This is a genomic window from Cohnella algarum, from assembly GCF_016937515.1.
In the GTDB taxonomy this organism is placed as follows: domain Bacteria; phylum Bacillota; class Bacilli; order Paenibacillales; family Paenibacillaceae; genus Cohnella; species Cohnella algarum.
Window position 1 is genome coordinate 1,177,848 of sequence record NZ_JAFHKM010000002.1, and the last position, 16,383, is coordinate 1,194,230.

At 60.3% G+C, this 16,383-nt stretch carries 11 protein-coding genes and 1 pseudogene; 1 reads left to right on the top strand and 11 read right to left on the bottom strand.

Going from position 1 to position 16,383, the window contains the following annotated elements:
- Nucleotides 1–2 precede the first annotated feature (2 nt).
- From spoIIR to JW799_RS05405, 11 genes and pseudogenes are all read right to left on the bottom strand, one after another.
- Entirely contained in the window at nt 3–659 is a 657-nt protein-coding gene (spoIIR, locus tag JW799_RS05355; protein ID WP_205428945.1) for a stage II sporulation protein R, read from the bottom strand.
- Between the two features lie 127 nt (nt 660–786).
- Entirely contained in the window at nt 787–1,668 is an 882-nt protein-coding gene (gene prmC, locus JW799_RS05360) for a peptide chain release factor N(5)-glutamine methyltransferase (RefSeq protein WP_205428946.1), read from the bottom strand.
- Nucleotides 1,669–2,332: 664 nt separating this feature from the next.
- Nucleotides 2,333–3,405, bottom strand: a pseudogene (gene prfA / locus JW799_RS05365) (peptide chain release factor 1).
- A 246-nt stretch (nt 3,406–3,651) separates the two neighbouring features.
- Entirely contained in the window at nt 3,652–4,488 is an 837-nt protein-coding gene (locus JW799_RS05370; protein WP_205428947.1) for a hypothetical protein, read from the bottom strand.
- Between the two features lie 952 nt (nt 4,489–5,440).
- Nucleotides 5,441–6,541: a redox-regulated ATPase YchF gene (gene ychF, locus JW799_RS05375; RefSeq protein WP_080832637.1), complete on the bottom strand. Its 1,101-nt coding sequence runs from the start codon at nt 6,539–6,541 to the stop codon at nt 5,441–5,443.
- A gap of 318 nt (nt 6,542–6,859) precedes the next feature.
- The gene (locus tag JW799_RS05380) at nt 6,860–9,019 is read right to left on the bottom strand and encodes an alpha-L-rhamnosidase (RefSeq protein WP_080832638.1); all 2,160 of its coding nucleotides are present in this window, start codon (nt 9,017–9,019) and stop codon (nt 6,860–6,862) included.
- Between the two features lie 48 nt (nt 9,020–9,067).
- Nucleotides 9,068–10,459: an ABC transporter substrate-binding protein gene (locus tag JW799_RS05385; protein WP_205428948.1), complete on the bottom strand. Its 1,392-nt coding sequence runs from the start codon at nt 10,457–10,459 to the stop codon at nt 9,068–9,070.
- A gap of 127 nt (nt 10,460–10,586) precedes the next feature.
- Complete coding sequence (locus tag JW799_RS05390; RefSeq protein WP_205428949.1) at nt 10,587–12,215, bottom strand: response regulator; 1,629 nt, start codon at nt 12,213–12,215, stop codon at nt 10,587–10,589.
- Entirely contained in the window at nt 12,208–14,043 is a 1,836-nt protein-coding gene (locus JW799_RS05395; protein ID WP_205428950.1) for a sensor histidine kinase, read from the bottom strand. The genes JW799_RS05390 and JW799_RS05395 overlap by 8 nt, the downstream gene beginning before the upstream one ends.
- A 151-nt stretch (nt 14,044–14,194) precedes the next feature.
- Entirely contained in the window at nt 14,195–15,028 is an 834-nt protein-coding gene (locus JW799_RS05400) for a carbohydrate ABC transporter permease (RefSeq protein ID WP_080832642.1), read from the bottom strand.
- 15 nt (nt 15,029–15,043) lie between these two features.
- On the bottom strand, nt 15,044–15,955 hold the full coding sequence (locus tag JW799_RS05405; RefSeq protein ID WP_240353153.1) for a carbohydrate ABC transporter permease: 912 nt from the start codon (nt 15,953–15,955) through the stop codon (nt 15,044–15,046).
- Nucleotides 15,956–16,229: 274 nt separating this feature from the next.
- On the opposite strand from JW799_RS05405, the gene JW799_RS05410 reads away from it, so the two are divergent.
- Nucleotides 16,230–16,376 carry a hypothetical protein gene (locus tag JW799_RS05410; protein WP_176220623.1) on the top strand — a complete coding sequence of 49 codons (147 nt, stop codon included), beginning with the start codon at nt 16,230–16,232 and terminating at the stop codon, nt 16,374–16,376.
- The last annotated feature ends 7 nt before the right edge of the window (nt 16,377–16,383 follow it).

Below are 16,383 nucleotides of genomic sequence, written 5' to 3' on the forward strand. Positions count from 1 at the left end.
GGTCAGGAGAACAGCGAAGCGATAAAGGCGAACAGCTTCTCGAGCAAAACCCAAAGGAAAAAGCCCGCTTTCGGTTCGTCCTGCCCCTCTCCCCCGGAAACCGCCGGCGCCGCCTCCCCGCCCGCGCCGTTCGCGGCGGCCGCGGCAACTTCGGCGTCCGGATCCTCGGCGGTCGCCGCCGTCAGGCAAAGCGGCGGGAACAGCACGCACCACCAGTTCGCGCCGACGCCCTCGCCGAGCGTAATGCGGAGCGCCTCGTAGTTTCCTTCCGGATAGAGCACGCCCCCGAATATTTTCGCGGGAAACGGAACTTCGGCAAGCTCCGCTTCGGCTCCGTAAACGGCGCCTTCTTCTTCGAGCACGCGCTCGGCGGCCGCCTGAATGTCTTCCATATGCGAACGAAGCAGCGCTCTCGACTCTTCGATCGTCGTCGGCATCGCGCCCCAGGAATCGATCAGCTCGGCGACGCGGTCGCGCACCTTGCTTTTGATCGCTTGATCCCGGTCGGAATCGGAATTCGCGATAATGCGGATGCGAATCGCTTCGTCGGGGATTTCCCCGCCGGCGTTCGAGCTTGCGAAAACGGAATAAGAGGACCAAACGGACACGCCTACGGACAAAGCAAAAAAGAGGAATAAAAAATGGCTAAGACCACGCATCGCTTTCTCGCTCCTTGGGAGCGCCCGTCGGCGCTATCGATGCGTTCCGGAACGTCTTAGCCACAGTATGTCCGGATTGGGAATCTATAAACCTATTAAAAGGGAGAAAGAGAAAATTTCGCGGCGCTTATCCGCGGACGGCTAGCACATGGCGGTCGATGCCCGCGAAGTCCCGCACGAACCGGATTTCGCGCCAGTCCGCCGCCTGACGGAGCAAGACGGCGACATCGGGCGCCTGCCCCGCTCCCACCTCCCAAGCGATGAGGCGGGGCAAATCGGGCAGCGCTCGAATCTGCAGCGCCATCGACCGATAGGGGGCAAGGCCGTCGGCGCCCCCGTCGAGCGCGAGATGCGGTTCGAAGTCCCGCACCTCGCGCTGCAAGCCCGCAATATCGCCGGAACGGATGTACGGCGGGTTGGATACGAGCACGTCGACCGCCGTCCGGCCGGCGATAAAGGGCTCCAGCAGATCGCCTTGCACGAAGTCGATCCTTGCATGCACGCCGTGGCGCTCCGCGTTGCCGCGCGCCACCGCAAGCGCGGCCGCCGACAAATCCGACGCGGCGACGCGCCAATTCGGCCGCTCGGCCGCCAGCGTCACGGCGAGCGCCCCGCTTCCCGTGCCGACGTCCAGCACGGAGAGCGAAGAGGCGTCCTCCCAGCCGGACGCCTCGGCCAGCACCGCTTCCGCGAGCAGCTCCGTCTCGGGCCGCGGGATGAGCACGTCCGGCGTCGCCGCGAACCAACGGCCGTAAAAATACTGGCCGCCCAAAATATACTGCACCGGCTCCCCCGCGGCTTTGCGCTCCAGCAGCCGTTCCCAGCCCTCCGCCCTCTCCGGCGGGAACGGCTCGCGCATATCGCGCAGCAGCTCCGCTTTGCCGATGCCCAGCGCGTGCAGCAGCAGCAGCTCCGCGTTCGCTTCCGCCTCCTCAATGCCGGCGCTTCGCAAGCGCTCCGCCCCCTGCCGCCAGGTTTCGCCGATCGTTGCGGCTTTTTTTTCCGTCATCCGACGCTCCTCCTCCCGTCCGCCGTTCCCGCCGCGGTCTGTTATGTCTGCCTCGCTATGCCGAATCCGGCAGCCCGATCGGCGTAATAACGGAACCCGTTTCCGTCAGACTTCTCGCTGGCATGCGGAAGCGCATGCCTCTTTTTACGCTTTATCGCCAGTATCCCCTTCGCTCAGCCCGGACAATCGGAATATTTCGTTCCGGCTTCGGGAGAGCGGAAAGACGCCGTCTGCAAACTCCGGACTAACACCAGCCCCCTGAGCCAACGGGATATCGTCTGCAGACTCCGAACTCACCCAGTACGCTGAGCCAGCGGGATATCGTCTGCAGACTCCGAACCCCCCAGTACCCTGAGCCAGCGGGATATTGTCTACAAACTCCGAACTCCCCAGCACCCTGAGCCAACGGGATATCGTCTGCAAACTCCGAACTCCCCAGCACCCTGAGCCAACGGGATATCGTCAGCAGACTCCGAACTCCCCCTGTACCCTGAGCCTACGGGATATCGCCTACAGGGAACACGGCCATAAACGCAGCTAGCCGAAACCCGGCCAGGCATTTCCATTCTTTGCGTCCTCCCGGCACGCGCGCAAACGCAAAACGGCCGGCCGCTCCTTTCGGAGGGCCGGACCGCAACCGCGTGAAAAGCGCGCCGCATTCGCTTTAAGCTCCGTTGTCCTTGGCGAGCTGCTCGGTTTGTTCCGCCAGCGTCAACGCCTGGACGATATCGTCCATTTCCCCGTTCAGCACCGAATCCAGCCGATGCAAGGTCAGCCCGATCCGATGGTCGGTTACCCGGCTTTGCGGGAAATTGTACGTGCGAATCCGTTCGCTTCGGTCGCCCGTACCGACTTTCTCCTTGCGTTCGCCGGAATACTTCGCTTCCTCTTCCTGCCGCTTCATGTCGACAATCCGGGTGCGAAGCACCTGCAGCGCCTTGGCCTTGTTGTCGTTCTGCGACTTGCCGTCCTGACACGTTGCCACGATGCCCGTAGGAATGTGGGTTACGCGCACGGCGGATTTGGTCGTATTGACGGATTGGCCCCCGCGCCGCTGGAGCAGAACGTATCGACGCGGATGTCTTTGTCCAAAATATCGATTTCGATTTCCTCCGCCTCGGGCATGACGACGACGGTCGACGTCGACGTGTGAATCCGCCCGCCGGATTCGGTTTCCGGTACGCGCTGTACGCGATGGGCGCCGCTTTCGTATTTCAGCTTGCGGTACACGTCCTTGCCGTCGATGCTGAAAATGACTTCCTTGAACCCGCCCAGATCGCTGACGCTCGCTTCGAGCAGCTCGGTCTTCCAGCCTTGCTGGTCGGCATACTTCGCGTACATCCGGTACAGGTCGGCCGCGAACAGATTCGCTTCCTCGCCGCCGGCCGCGCCCCGGATCTCGACGATGACGCTTTTGCCGTCGTTCGGGTCTTTGGGGAGCATCAGAATGCGAAGCCGCTCCTCCAGTTCCTTCTCCCGGGCCGAAAGCTCCTCGATCTCCATCTTGACCATTTCCCGCATTTCCTCGTCGAGCTTCTCTTCCTGCATCGCCTTGGCGTCGCCGAGCTGCTCCACGACCGCTTTATATTCCAAATAAGCCCGGTAGGCTTCTTCCAAATCGGATTGCTCCTTGGCATACGAACGAAGCCGCGACGGGTCGCTTACGACATCCGGATCGCAAAGCAGCTCGTTCAGTTTCTCATACCGGTCCGCCAAAGCTTGAAGACGGTCCAACACTGCATTCATCCTCCTAAAGTTGTGATGAACATAAATCGCAACTCTAGTATATCACATTCCCGCAAGCCGTGACGGGTTCTGCGCCTTTTTCCGCGCGTCCGATGGCCGCCAGCCGCCCCGGCAAAATACCCGTGCAGATAACGCGGCGCAAAAACCGCCCGCACGAATCGCAGGACTTTTCTCCGCGAGAGAGATTCGGTCCGCGCTTCGCAAGCGGGCGGTTGTTCTCACAACCCTGTATTCGGCTTATTGCTCGGCTTGCTCGTCCGGGAGCACGACGATCAGCTCGGCAGGACTTTGGGCCGGGAGGCTTTTCATGATGAGCGGGCCGTAATAGGCGCGAACCTTCGCTCCGGTTTGCAGCTCCTCCGGCTTGACGGGTTCCCCGTTCGCTTTGACGATCAGCGTGTCTTCGCCCACATTGAGCACGATTTGCGACGCCGGATCGGCCGCCGCTCCGAGCGTCACTTTCCAGCCGGCCTCCGTTTGGGCCACGCTGCTGACGGCGTCTTCCTTGATTAGCCGTTCCGCTCCGATCACGATCTTGGCCGCGGCCGATTGACCCGGGTAGCTCATCGCCACGATCGGACCGTAATCCGCCGCGACGTGGGTGCCTTCCTTGATATCGTCGACCGTCTTCGCTTCCCCGGCTTCGTTTTCGATAACCGTATCCGCGGTGACGCCCAAAATCATCCAGTCGGAGCCGCCTTTGCCGCGTACTTCCAACCGCGTCGTGTCGCCTTCGACCGTTTTGCTTACGACGACTCCCGTCATCCGGATTCGCTGCTCCTCGACCGACGGGTCCGCTTGGCGGGTTTCCGCTTTCGATTGCAGTTGAATTTGCTTGCCGGTCGCGACGACCTCGTAACCCAGCGCGCCTGCGGTATCGCGCACGGGCAGGTACGCCTTGCCGTTGATGTATACCGGCTGCAGACCGGTTTGATCGCCGTTGACGGTAACTTGAACGTCGGACCGCAAAAGCCCGCTGACCTTTTCGCTTAATCCCGCTGCTCCCGCGACGGCGGCGGTTGCTCCCATCACGCCTACGGCGGTAAGTACGATTAGGGCTTTCTTATGTTTCATTGTGCGTTCGCTCCTTCCGGAATTCCACAAGATGTCGGTTGCACTTTCCCAGACGGGCTCTTTTCCGGAAAGGTTGCATTTATATTTGGCAGAAACATGAATTGCTTATACGGAAAAAAACTACGCCTTGGCAGCGTCCTCAGAAAGACAGGCTTCTTGGCGGTCGGAAACTGGGGGAGTTCTTGACGCGGTAACGGAAGTAGCAGAAAGCGAAGCGCAAGAGGGCAGCGAGCATGTAAAAGGATTTGACGAATTCTTGGAGCGCTGCGTATGGTTCGGCGAGGGGAGTTCTTGACGCGATTATGCGAGAGGCAGCAGCCTGCAAGGGGACTTGACGGATTCCCGGGGCGCTTGCGTATGGTTCGGAGAAGGGACCGGCGTAAAATTAGGTGCCGGAAGCGAGGTTTGACGAAGGGGGCGAAGAACGTCTTGGCCTCTTTCGCGAGGTAACGCGAAGCTTGATTGGATTTTGTCCAATCAAAACCGGCTTTTTCGGGATGCTCGCCAGCTACATTGGATTTTGTCCAATGAGGGAAAACTTTTCGGGAGATTCGGCCCTATTTCCAAGTTTTTCGTTGGATAAAATCCACTCTAGGCCGAGCTTTCTCCGTCTTTCGCTCTGTCGATTGGATAAAATCCAACATAGGCTTCGGGCCGCTCCCCTGCCGCTTCGCTCTCCCGTTTCTGCAGGCGACTCTTCCGATGAGCCGCGTTCCCAGAGGGCGACTCTCTCGACAAGCCGCCATTCCGCCAGGGGGTTCTCCAGGCAAGCCGCCACTCCGCCAGGGGGTTCTCCAGGCAAGCGGCGTTCTGCCAAGCGACTCTTCCGACGATCTCCCCCAGGCGACTCTTCCAAAGACCTCCCTTCCCGCAGGGCACCGTGGCGCTGATCGGCCAAAAAAACGCCTTTCGCCCGGAAGGGGCAAAAGGCGTTCGATGACGCGAAACGAGATTAAACGTTGAAGCGGAAATGCATGACGTCCCCGTCGGCGACGACATAGTCTTTGCCTTCAAGGCGCAGCAAGCCTTTCTCGCGGGCGGCGGCCATCGAGCCGGACGCGACGAGGTCGCTGCACGAGACGACTTCCGCGCGAATGAAGCCGCGCTCGAAGTCGGTGTGGATGACGGCGGCGGCTTGCGGGGCTTTCGTGCCTTTGCGGATCGTCCATGCCCGCACTTCCTGCACGCCGGCCGTAAAATACGTGTACAGGCCGAGCAGCTTGTAGGCCGCGCGGATCAGGCGGTCGAGGCCGGACTCCTCAAGGCCGAGCTCCTGCAGAAACATTTCGCGGTCCTCGCCTTCCAGCTCGGCGATTTCCGACTCGACCTTGGCGCTGATCGGCACCACGTCCGAGCCTTCGGCCGCCGCGAACTCGCGGACCCGCTGCACGTACGGATTGCTATCGGCGCCTCCCGCCTCGCTCTCGCTCACGTTCGCCGCGTACAGCACCGGCTTGATCGTCAGCAGGTGAAGGTCGCGCAAAATGAGCCGCTCCTCGTCCGTCAGCTCGACGCTGCGGGCCGGCTTCTCGTCCGCGAGCGCCGCTTGTACCCGCTCCAGCACCTCGAGCTCCTGGGCGTACTTTTTGTCGCCGCCCTTCATGTTTTTGCGCGTGCGCTCGATGCGGCGCTCGACGCTGTCGAGGTCGGCCAAAATCAGCTCCAGGTTGATCACTTCGATATCGTTGATCGGATCGATCTTCCCCGAGACGTGCGTGATGTTCTCGTCCGCGAAGCAGCGCACGACGTGCACGATCGCGTCGACCTCGCGAATGTTGGCCAAAAACTTGTTGCCCAAGCCTTCGCCCCGGCTGGCGCCTTTGACGAGACCGGCAATATCGACGAATTCGAAAGCGGTCGGCACGATCCGGTTCGGATTGACGATATCGGCAAGCTGCTGCAGACGCTCGTCGGGCACTTCGACGACGCCGACGTTCGGGTCGATCGTACAGAACGGGTAGTTCGCCATTTCGGCGCCCGCTTGGGTAATCGCGTTAAACAGCGTCGATTTGCCTACGTTCGGCAAGCCGACGATCCCGCAAGACAGTGGCATTCGTTAACACTCCTGACTGAGGCGGCAGCCCGCGTCATTTCCCGCGCCCGCCGCCTACCTGTTCGATTCTCTGGTCATTATACCGGAATCGCGGCGGCCCCGTCTACTCGCCGGCGCGAGGCGCAAGCCCGGGGAACCGCCCGAAAGCGGCCGGTCATGGCCCGAATCGGCCGCGCCCTTCGGAGCTTCGCAAACGCCGCCAGCCTGCCTTACAGAGGCTTAGCCTCAAGCTTGCTTCCTCAAATGCCGCCAACTGCCTTGCGGAGCCCCAATATCAAGCTGCTTCGCAAATGCCGCCCAACCTGCCCCCAGCCTGCCTTACGGAGTCTCGAGCTGAAGCTTGCCTTGCCGGTACCGAACGCGGACCGGGCCCCGAACGGTCCGGAATTCCAGCTCGAAATCCCTCATCGCCGCCGGAATGCGCGGCCGAAAGTCGACGTTCGCCCAGCCCGGCGCCGCCGGCTTCAGGCCGATAATGTCCTCGATCAGCACGGGAATCGGCGCGCTGGCCCAGCCGTGGCAGAGGCTGGTGTTCCACTTCTGCTCTTTGCCCCACGCCTCGAAGCAGGATGTCGCTCCTTCGCGAACCATGTTGGCCCAGGAACGCTCGTCCTCGCACATGATCAGTTCGTAGATCAAGTCCGTTTCCCCGCAAGCGGCCAAAGCCTTGAGCACGAAATAGGACATGTACACGCCGCAGCTCAGCCTTTTTTCCCGGATCAGGGCCACGATCGGCCGGACCGACTCCGGCGGAGCGATGCCGAACAGAAGCGGCAGCACGTTGGCGTGCAGCGACGAATGCCCGGAGACGTCCGAATCGGCGAACAGCCCTGCCGAGCCTCGATAAAAAGCGTCGACAAACGCCCGTTTCAGCTTCGGCAGCTCGTCTTCGCAAGGTACGCCCAAGAAGTCCCGGATCTCCTGAACCGTTTGCACGCAGCCGATATAAAACGCATTGACAACGTTGTGGCAACCGTCCCCGACCGGCCGGGTCAGCGGAAAATCGTAGCCGTCCCTCAGGTTGTCGGGCCAGTCGACCAGGTTCCATTTTTCCTTCACGTTTTCCAGCAAGCCGTCCGGACGGGCGTACTTCCGGAAATAGTCCAGCACGCCTTCGGCGACGGGGAGCATTTCAAGCAAAAACGCCTCGTCCCCGCTGTGGCGGTAGTAAAGCAGCAGCTGCATCGGCCATTGCAGCGAGAAGTCGGCGATCTCCTGCATGAAATGGCCGGGCGCGACCGCCAGCAGCCCCGGGCAGACGGCGGCGGAAAGCGCGAAGTCGCGAATCGCCTTCTTGAACAGGCGCATGTCGCCGCCGATATACATATGGGTATGCCCCATCACGGTGTTGTCGCCCAAATACTGCCCCTTCTCGCGGGACGGGCAGTCGACGTAGTTTTCCTGCGCGCACAGCTGCACGCCGCGCAGGCAAATGTCCCATATCCGGCGCAGCAGCGGATCGTCCGTTTCGAGCCGGCACGCGCTCTCGTCGAGCGGATAATGCCGGACGACGGCCGCGAAGCTGTCCGGGCGCAGCGCCTCGTCCGGCCCGTCAAGCTCGACGTAGCGGAACGCCTTGTATTCGAACGGCTCGAACTTGTCCTCCCGTCCGGACAGCGTCCAAATTTCCCGATAGCGGCAGTTGCAGCGCAGCTCGTACCGGACGGACGAGCCGTCGTCCGCCAGCTCCTCCCCGTACCGCACCTCGATCCGCTCGCCCGGCCGCCCGCGCGCTTCCATCTCGAATTGCCCGGTCAACTCCCGCCCGAAATCGAGCAGGTAACGCCCTTCGGCAAGCCGAACGACGCGCTCGGGCGCGACCCGGTAGACGCAAACGGCGGGAACCGGCTGCGGAGCGAACGCGTAATCGGCGTCCGGCCGCTCGGCCGGTTCCTGCCAATCGTCATCCGGAAACCCGGCCTCCTGCCAGCCGGGGACGGCCAGCCTTTGATCGATATTCTCCAGAAACTGCGTTTCGTAGCCGACCGTTTCGCCGTCCCCGCCGCCGTAATGGCCCGCGATCCGGAATTTCCAGGTGCGGTCGGTCGCCAGCAGAAGCTCCTCGTCCGCATGCAGCTCCGCGATCGTCCCCTGCCGCAAATCCCCGCTGTTGTAGGCGCGGTTCACAATCCCCTGATAATAAACGTGCACGGCGATAACGTTGTCGCCGGCGGCAAGATAAGAGCCGACATCCCACTCGTTATAGTTGTAATGGAACGGGTACCCTTGCGCCGGTCCCTGGCCGACGAAGCGGCCGTTGACGTACAGCTTGTAATAGTCGTCCGCGGAGATGCGCAGAACGGCCCGGGCCGGAGCGGCCGCCAGCGAAAAGGTTTTGCGAACGAGCATATGCCGGTTGCGCAGCTGCTCGGGATGGGCGAACGAGGGCCCGGCCTCCTGTTCCTTATGGAGCAGCGATATCGGCTGCAGCGCCGCGAATTCCGGATCCGCGATCCATTTGGCCTGCCACGCTCTCATTGTCGGTCACTTCCCCCTGTTCGGACTGCCGCCGCGTCCCGGCGGTCCTTATTCAAACACCTTGCCCGGGTTCGCGGGATCGAAATCCGGGTATTGAATCCGTTTCGCCTTCCCGTCCGCAACCGCTTTCTCATAAGCGGCGTTGTACCGCTCGTTCAAGTCCGCGATGCCTTTGTCGACGTCGAGCGCGCCGAGCACGATCGCGTTGAAGACGAAGTACATGTCGTTTCCTTCCGGGGTGACGCCGGTCGGCAGCGCCGGCCAAATTTTGTCCTTGTCGGTCAGGGCAAGCTCCGGCCAGTTTTGGATCGTTTGCGGAGCCTGGGCCTTTTCCAGCACCGAAGGAACCATGACGAGGCCGAGCCCGTTTTCGTGATAGCCGGTCAGCAATTCGTCGCTGTACAGAAACTCCATTACCTTCCACGCTTCGTCCGGATGCTCCGTATGCGCGTTCATGAAATACCAGCGTCCCGCCAGATTCAAATGCTGCGAGCCGCTTGCGGTGCCGTCGATTGTCGGCAGCTGCGCCACGTCCCAGTTTTGCTCGGTCGGAAACTGGTTCATGTACACGCCCGGCTCGGAGTGGTTCCACGAGATGTACATGCCGATCTTGCCGGCCGCGAACTGCGTCCGCAGCGGGTCGATGTCGAGCGATTCCGAGCCCGGGAACGCCGCGCCGGACGTGAAAATTTCCCGGTACGCCTCGAGAATCGGCTTGTAGCCGCCAAAGTCGTATTTTCCGGCCTTGAAGTCGAAGCCCGCCTCCGCGCCGCCGCTTCTCATCAGGATGTAATCGATCGAGCGCGAGTAAGCTTGCGCGGGATTTTTCAGATTGGCCGCAAACCCGTAAATGCCCTCGCCCTTCAGCTTGTCGGTAATTTGCTTCGCGGTCTGCACCAGCTCGTCCAGCGTTTTCGGCGGCGCCGCGATCCCGGCTTTTTCGAAGATATCCTTATTGTAAAACAACCGCGGGGTCGTGCTGATCGCCGGCAGCGAATAAATGCTGCCGTCCACCACGTTGATGCCTTCGACGAACGCGCCCTCTCCGAACCGCTCTTTGAACTCCAGGGTCAAGTAATCGTTGAACGGAGCCAGGTTGCCCTTCGGCAAATTGTCGTTGAAAGCGGTGGCGCCGTCGAAAAAGACATCGGGACCTTCGTTCGTCGCCAACGCGATATCGAGCGACTGCGTATAGTTTTCGGCATAAATCTGGTAGTCGATTTCGATGTTGTCCGGGTTTTCGGCGTTGAAGGCGTCGATCTTTTCCTTCATGTACTCCTGATCGGCCCGATTCATCGTCCAAACTTTGATTTTCGTTTTCGCGGCGGTATCGGAAACGCTTTCACCGCTGGCCGAAGAATTCGCTCCGCCTCCCCCGCATGCCGTCACCGTCGTCGCCAGCAGCAGCAGCGCGGCGATTCCTGCCATCCGTTTCTTCATCTGTGCCCCTCACCTTTCTTGGTTGCGTTAGTAGCTGTCGCATTTTGAAAGCACATTCATTTTAGCAAGAAGGGCCGGACCCCTTAATCCAAAAAACGCATAACCGATGTTCGGAAAACGCAGGATTTCACACCAGCCCGTGCTGCGCCGCCTCCCGGTATTCCGTCGGCGTCATTTGAAAGTGCTTTTTGAAACAGCTCGAAAAATACCGCTGCTCCTCGAAGCCCACCTTCTCCGCCACGTCCTGGATTTTAAGCGTCGGGTCCTGCAAGTAGCGCAGCGCCCGCTCCATCCGGAATCTCGTTACGTATTCCACGAACGACTCGCCGGTTTCCTGCCGGAACAGCTGCCGCAAATAATTGGGGCTCAAAAACAGATTGGCCGCCGCTTCGCTGAGGGCGAGCCCCTTTTCGGAAAAATGGGCTTCGACGTATTGCTTGACCTTCTCGACGTGAGAGGCGCCTTTGTGCGTCTTGCTTCGCTCCAGTTCGGCGATGCACCGCTCCGCGAAATGCGCAAGCCAGTCCTCCAGCTCCCGGGTCGTATCGAGCCGGTACACGTTCGCGTAAGGATCGACGTCCTTTTGCCGCAAAAACGAATCGAGGCTCAGCTTCGCGTCGCCCATTACCTTGAGCAGCGCGATCGCCAGCTCCAGAATCGACAGCTTGACCCAATGGGGATGCGTCCTTTCCACCGACGTAATCTCCTCGATATAGTCGCGGACGGCCGGCCGCGCGCGGCCTTTGTCGAGCAGCTTCACCCGCAGGACGATCTCGTCCGCCCGTCCCCCGGCATTCGTCTCCGGAACCGCGGCCGCGCCGAGCTCTTCGAAGTTCAGCACCGTCCGGTTTTTCACCGACAGCCGCAGCAGCATCGCCTCCTGCGCTTGCTGATAGGAAAGCGGCAGCTCGGAGCAGGACTCGCAAACCGATCCCAGGGCAATGTTCAAGCGCTCCGGGTTGACATTCTTTTGCAGGGCGCGCCCGAGCCGGGTCAAATACCGGTCGATCGCCCCGAACCCCGTCTCCTTGGTCGGTTCGTCGCTGCCGATCAGCAGGGCGAGCTCCGAATCCTTGACGAAAAAATAGTGAACCTGAAGCTCCTGCGCGTACCGGCTTGCGGTTCCGGCCACGATCTCCCCCGCCATCGCGTCCGTGAGCAGGCCGCCGTGCGGAGGGCGATCCGCCCAGTCGAAACGGACCGCCGCGGCCGCCCAATACCGGCTGTCCAGCGAAAGGCCGAGCTGACGGGCGCGATCGGCCAGCTCCGCCGGATCTCTTCCGCCTTCGATCAAGTTGCGGTACAGGCGTTCCCGGTACAGCGGCAAGCTTTCCGCCACGATCTTTTGCAGCTCCGCCTGGTCTTTGCGAAACAGCTGCTTCCGGTCCAGCTCCTCCGCCAGCAGGTTGAGCCTTGCGACCAATTGCCGCGATTCGACCGGCTTCAGCAAGTAATCGTTGACCGCCAGCTTCAGCCCCATTCGCGCGTATTCGAAATCGTCGTACCCGCTAATGATGATGACCGCCACGTCGGGATAATCCGCCTTGACCTGCTCGATCAACTCGATCCCGCTGCGGTTCGGCATCTGGATGTCGGTAATAATCAAGTCCGGTGCGGCCGTCTGCGCCACGTTCAGCGCCTCCTCGCCGTCCGCCGCCTCGTAAATTTCATCGTACCGCGGACAACCGCCGCGGATCGCGCTCGCGATGCCCTCCCGAATCCACGCCTCGTCGTCGGCAACCAACACTTTATACATCGCTTTCCGCTCCTCCTTCGCTTGCCCCGGACGGGATGATCGCCGTCGCGACCGTTCCTTTTCCCGGCTCGCTCGCGATTTTCAGGCCGTACGCTTCTCCGTAGTAAAACTTGATCCGGTTGTTGACGTTATAGAGCCCGTAGCCGTCCTCATGCTCGTCCCGCACCGCCTGCAACCGCTTACGAATGAGCTGAAGCTTGACCGGATGCATCCCGGGGCCGTTATCTTCGACCGACAGCCGGACGCTTCCTTCGCCCATTTCGGCGCAAATGCGGATTCGGCCCCCGCCCTGGCGCTGCTTGATGCCGTGGTAAATCGCGTTTTCGATGAGCGGCTGCAAAATAAATTTGACGGTGGTCCGCCGCTCCGCTTCCGGGTCGCCGCAAAACTCGTATTCGAACTTGTCCTGGTAACGCATGCTCTGAATCGCCAGGTAGCTCGCCGCATGCGCAAGCTCTTCCTTGACGGGAATGATCTCTTTGCCGCGGCTGAGCGCGATCCGGTAAAACGACGCGAGCGCGGTGATCATTTTCGCGATGTCCGCCTGCCCCTCCATTTCGGCCTTCCATTTGATCGAGTCGAGCGTGTTGTACAAAAAGTGGGGCGACATTTGCGCTTGCAGCGCTTTCAATTCGGCGACCCGCTTCAGCCGCTGCTCGGTCCGGACTTGCTCCTTCTCCTTTTGCAGCTGCTCGATATAGCCTTTTTGCTGGCGAATGAGCTCGTGGATTTCTTCCTTCATAAAATTGAACGTGCGGCCCAGCTTGCCGACCTCGTCCTCGTACGGGTACTCGAACCGGCCGTCGAACTTGCGCCAGCGGACCCGCTGCATCGTTTTCTCCAGCGCCTGGAGGGGTCTGGTGATGGTCGCCGCCATCGCGAACGCCACCCCGAAGCTGGCGGTGATGCTGATGAGCAAAATGAGCCCCGAGTACGTTTTCATGCCGCGGAGCTTCTCCAGCAGCGTCCGTTGGGATTGAATGTTGACCAGCGTCCACGGGGCCACCTTCATCGGCGCGTAATTGATCGTATACGAATCGTCGCCGTATTGCGCCTCGCTTCTCCCGAATTCGCCGCCGAGCAAGCCGCTTTTGAAATCGGAGCCCGCGAGCAGCTGCCCGATCAAAGGCGAATCGCCGACGACGATGTCGCCGGATTCGCGGTCGACGAGCATCGTCGTGCTGCCTTCCTTCGGCCGGGAATCCCGCAAATACTGCAAAATCATGCTCTCCTTCAACTGAATGACCATGTACAGCTCCTCGCCGTAACCGCTTATCGAAAAGCGCAAAACGAGAGAAATGACCTTCTCCCCGCCCCGGTACAGCTCGCTTTCGGACCGGGGCAGCCAATAGACGGAAGCGCTCGGCTTCTGTCCGATCGCCTCGAACAGCTTCGTACCGGTAAATCGGACTCCCGGGTCGTGGGGCAGCGACAAGTCGTAAAAGCTCCCTTTTGGCGTATAAAGAAAAACGGAAGCGATAAACGGCTCCGAGTACCGCATTTCCAGAAACACGTCGGAAAAATAGCTGAGCGCGGACGCGTAATGGCGCGGATCGTCGTCGATCAGAAACCGGGCGGCCGTATCGTTGAACGTGCTGTCGGTCCGCATGTTCAGCGCCCTTGTGATGATTCCCTTCAGCTTTTCGTTCAAGTAGTTGTTGACCTGCAAAATGATCTCCGACGAATGGTCCGCTTCCGTCTCCGTCGCGACGTCCGCCGCGTTGCGGTACAGCAGCAGACCGGAAAACCCGGTGGAAACGATGACGAGCGCCGCGCACAGGACCGCGATTTTATGTTTGAGCCGCAGGTTGAAAAAACGATGGAACATAGGCATCCTTTTCGTTCACCGCTTCCGGACGTAAATGGCCAAAAAGCCGCGCTCCTCCCCGCCAAGGGAAAAGGCGACACGGCATCGGCCCCGCAGAACGTATCGTACCATTCCGTCGGGGCGTCGTACATGGAACCGTTTGGTTATTCCGTCAGCCCTTGACCGCTCCGGCGGTCAGCCCGTTGATGAACTGCCGGTTGGCGAACAGATAGACGATCAGAATCGGCACGATGGCGATGGCGGCGCCCGCCGTCATGATGTGCAGCTCGGCCGCCGCGTTGGCGGAATAGCGCAAGCCGACGACCGCGACCGTCAGCGGCTTGATGCCCGGGTTCGGAATGCTGAACACGAGCGAGGTGATGTAATCGTTCCAGGCGAGACGGAACGAGAACAGGGCGATGACGCCGAGGATCGGCCGGATGAGCGGCAGCAGGATCGACCGGTAAATCCGGAAGTACCCCGCTCCGTCCATCAGCGCGGATTCGTCCAGCTCTTTTGGGACGCTTTTGATGAAGCCCATGATCAGAAATATATTGCTCGCCTGCCCGCCGGTCAGCACGAGGGCCAGTCCGAACAGGTTGCCGGTCAGGCCGAGCTCCTTCATCAGCATGTACTGCGGATAGAGGACGATCGGCCCGAGCGCGACGAACATCACCGACAAATAAGCGGCCATCAGCGCTTTTTTCCCCGCGAAATCGTGCCTGGAGACGACATATCCGGCCATCGACGACGTGACCAGCGACAGCAGCATCGTCATGGCGCTGAGCAGCACGCTGTTCCCCGTATATTTCAGAAACTCCGCCTTTTGGAACGCTTCGGCGTAATTCGAGAATTTCCATTCCGTCGGAAAAAAGCCGCCGCCGGTCTGCAGCTCCAGATTCGACTTCAAGGAGCCGAAAACGGTGTACGCGACCGGGTACAAGGTGAATGCGATCATAACGACGATAAACGCGATCCCGACAGTTCGTCCCGCAATCTTTTTCATAAGTCGTTCCCGCCTTTAAAAGATGTTGTCCAGTTTTTTGGAGACGAGCAAATAAATCGCGGTGATGATGCCGAGAATGAGCCCCGTCACCACGCTTGCCGCCGCGCCGTACCCGATTTCCGGATGGTTCGAAGCCGAAGCGCTCACCGGGAAGAACAGCTGGTACAGGTACAGGAACACGACCTGCGTTTGGCCCAGCGGACCGCCTTCCGTCATGACCATGATGCTCTGGATATCCTGGAACGCCGCCAGAATGGCCAGCATCAGCACGATGCGCAGCACGGGGCCGAGCATCGGAATCGTAATCTTGAACAGGCGCTGCCAGTACGTGGCCCCCTCCAGGTCGGCGCTTTCGTAAATGTCTTTCGGAATCGTCTGCAAGCCGGACAGGAAATACACCATGTAATTGCCGACGCCTCCCCATACCGCCACCAAAACGACGGAAAGCATTGCAAGAGACGGCCCAAGCCAGTTGATCGGCTGGTCGATGATGCCGACGTACAGAAGAAAGCGGTTTAAATCGCCGTTATACACATTGAGCAGCAAATAAAACATAAGCGCCATGACGGCCGAGCTCATGATCGTCGGGCTGAAGACGATGACCTGAATCGCGGTTCGTCCCTTGAACGGAACGTTGAGGATCATCGCCAGCAAAAACGCCAGCGGGATAATGAGGGCGAGCTTCCCGCACGCATACACGAGCGTATTGAGCAGAGAGTCCCAATACACGTCGTCGCGGGAAAACAGGCGGACGAAGTTGTCCATGCCGGTAAATTTCGCCGCGTGAATGCCGTCGTAGTCGTACAGCATGTACCGCAGCGACCACACGATCGGATAGACGGTCAGGCCGACAAACAGCACCAGATTGGGCAGGAGCATCGCGTACAGCTGCCCGTTCCGAAACATTTTTTTGGAGGACGGTTTCATCGATTCACCTCTTGGGATGCGCTTTCATTTTGCGTTCATCTGGAACTATACCATGGCCGCCGGGAGGTGATAATCGAAAAAACGCAGGTCCGATGTATAAAAAAAACGCCATTTCATACGCTCCCGCTCGGGGAGCGGCCGATTCCGGCGCCTAGGCGCGCCGGGTTCGCCTCCGGATAATAACCGTCTTGCCGGCTCACACTTTAGAATAAGTTCGGAGTTCAAGCTACCCATCATCCGAATCCTACTCCAACAAGCGACGGGAGCGTACGAGATGGAAAACAAAAGCCGCAAAGGCAACTACAAAGGCACGACCAACATGAACGCGAAAAACCAGGATATGGCCTTCGTCAACGATACGATCGAACGGACGAAGTCGGTCGCGCCCGCGCCCGGCTCGGACAAGGAAACCGACCGTTAGGCGGCTT

Bases quoted from the DNA above. Each gene is read 5' to 3' on its own strand.
- ychF (WP_080832637.1), bottom strand. From the start codon at position 6,541: ATGCCACTGTCTTGCGGGATCGTCGGCTTGCCGAACGTAGGCAAATCG.
- JW799_RS05400 (WP_080832642.1), bottom strand. From the start codon at position 15,028: ATGAAAAAGATTGCGGGACGAACTGTCGGGATCGCGTTTATCGTCGTT.
- JW799_RS05410 (WP_176220623.1), top strand. From the start codon at position 16,230: ATGGAAAACAAAAGCCGCAAAGGCAACTACAAAGGCACGACCAACATG.
- JW799_RS05395 (WP_205428950.1), bottom strand. From the start codon at position 14,043: ATGTTCCATCGTTTTTTCAACCTGCGGCTCAAACATAAAATCGCGGTC.
- JW799_RS05390 (WP_205428949.1), bottom strand. From the start codon at position 12,215: ATGTATAAAGTGTTGGTTGCCGACGACGAGGCGTGGATTCGGGAGGGC.
- prmC (WP_205428946.1), bottom strand. From the start codon at position 1,668: ATGACGGAAAAAAAAGCCGCAACGATCGGCGAAACCTGGCGGCAGGGG.
- JW799_RS05405 (WP_240353153.1), bottom strand. From the start codon at position 15,955: ATGAAACCGTCCTCCAAAAAAATGTTTCGGAACGGGCAGCTGTACGCG.
- spoIIR (WP_205428945.1), bottom strand. From the start codon at position 659: ATGCGTGGTCTTAGCCATTTTTTATTCCTCTTTTTTGCTTTGTCCGTA.
- JW799_RS05370 (WP_205428947.1), bottom strand. From the start codon at position 4,488: ATGAAACATAAGAAAGCCCTAATCGTACTTACCGCCGTAGGCGTGATG.
- JW799_RS05380 (WP_080832638.1), bottom strand. From the start codon at position 9,019: ATGAGAGCGTGGCAGGCCAAATGGATCGCGGATCCGGAATTCGCGGCG.
- JW799_RS05385 (WP_205428948.1), bottom strand. From the start codon at position 10,459: ATGAAGAAACGGATGGCAGGAATCGCCGCGCTGCTGCTGCTGGCGACG.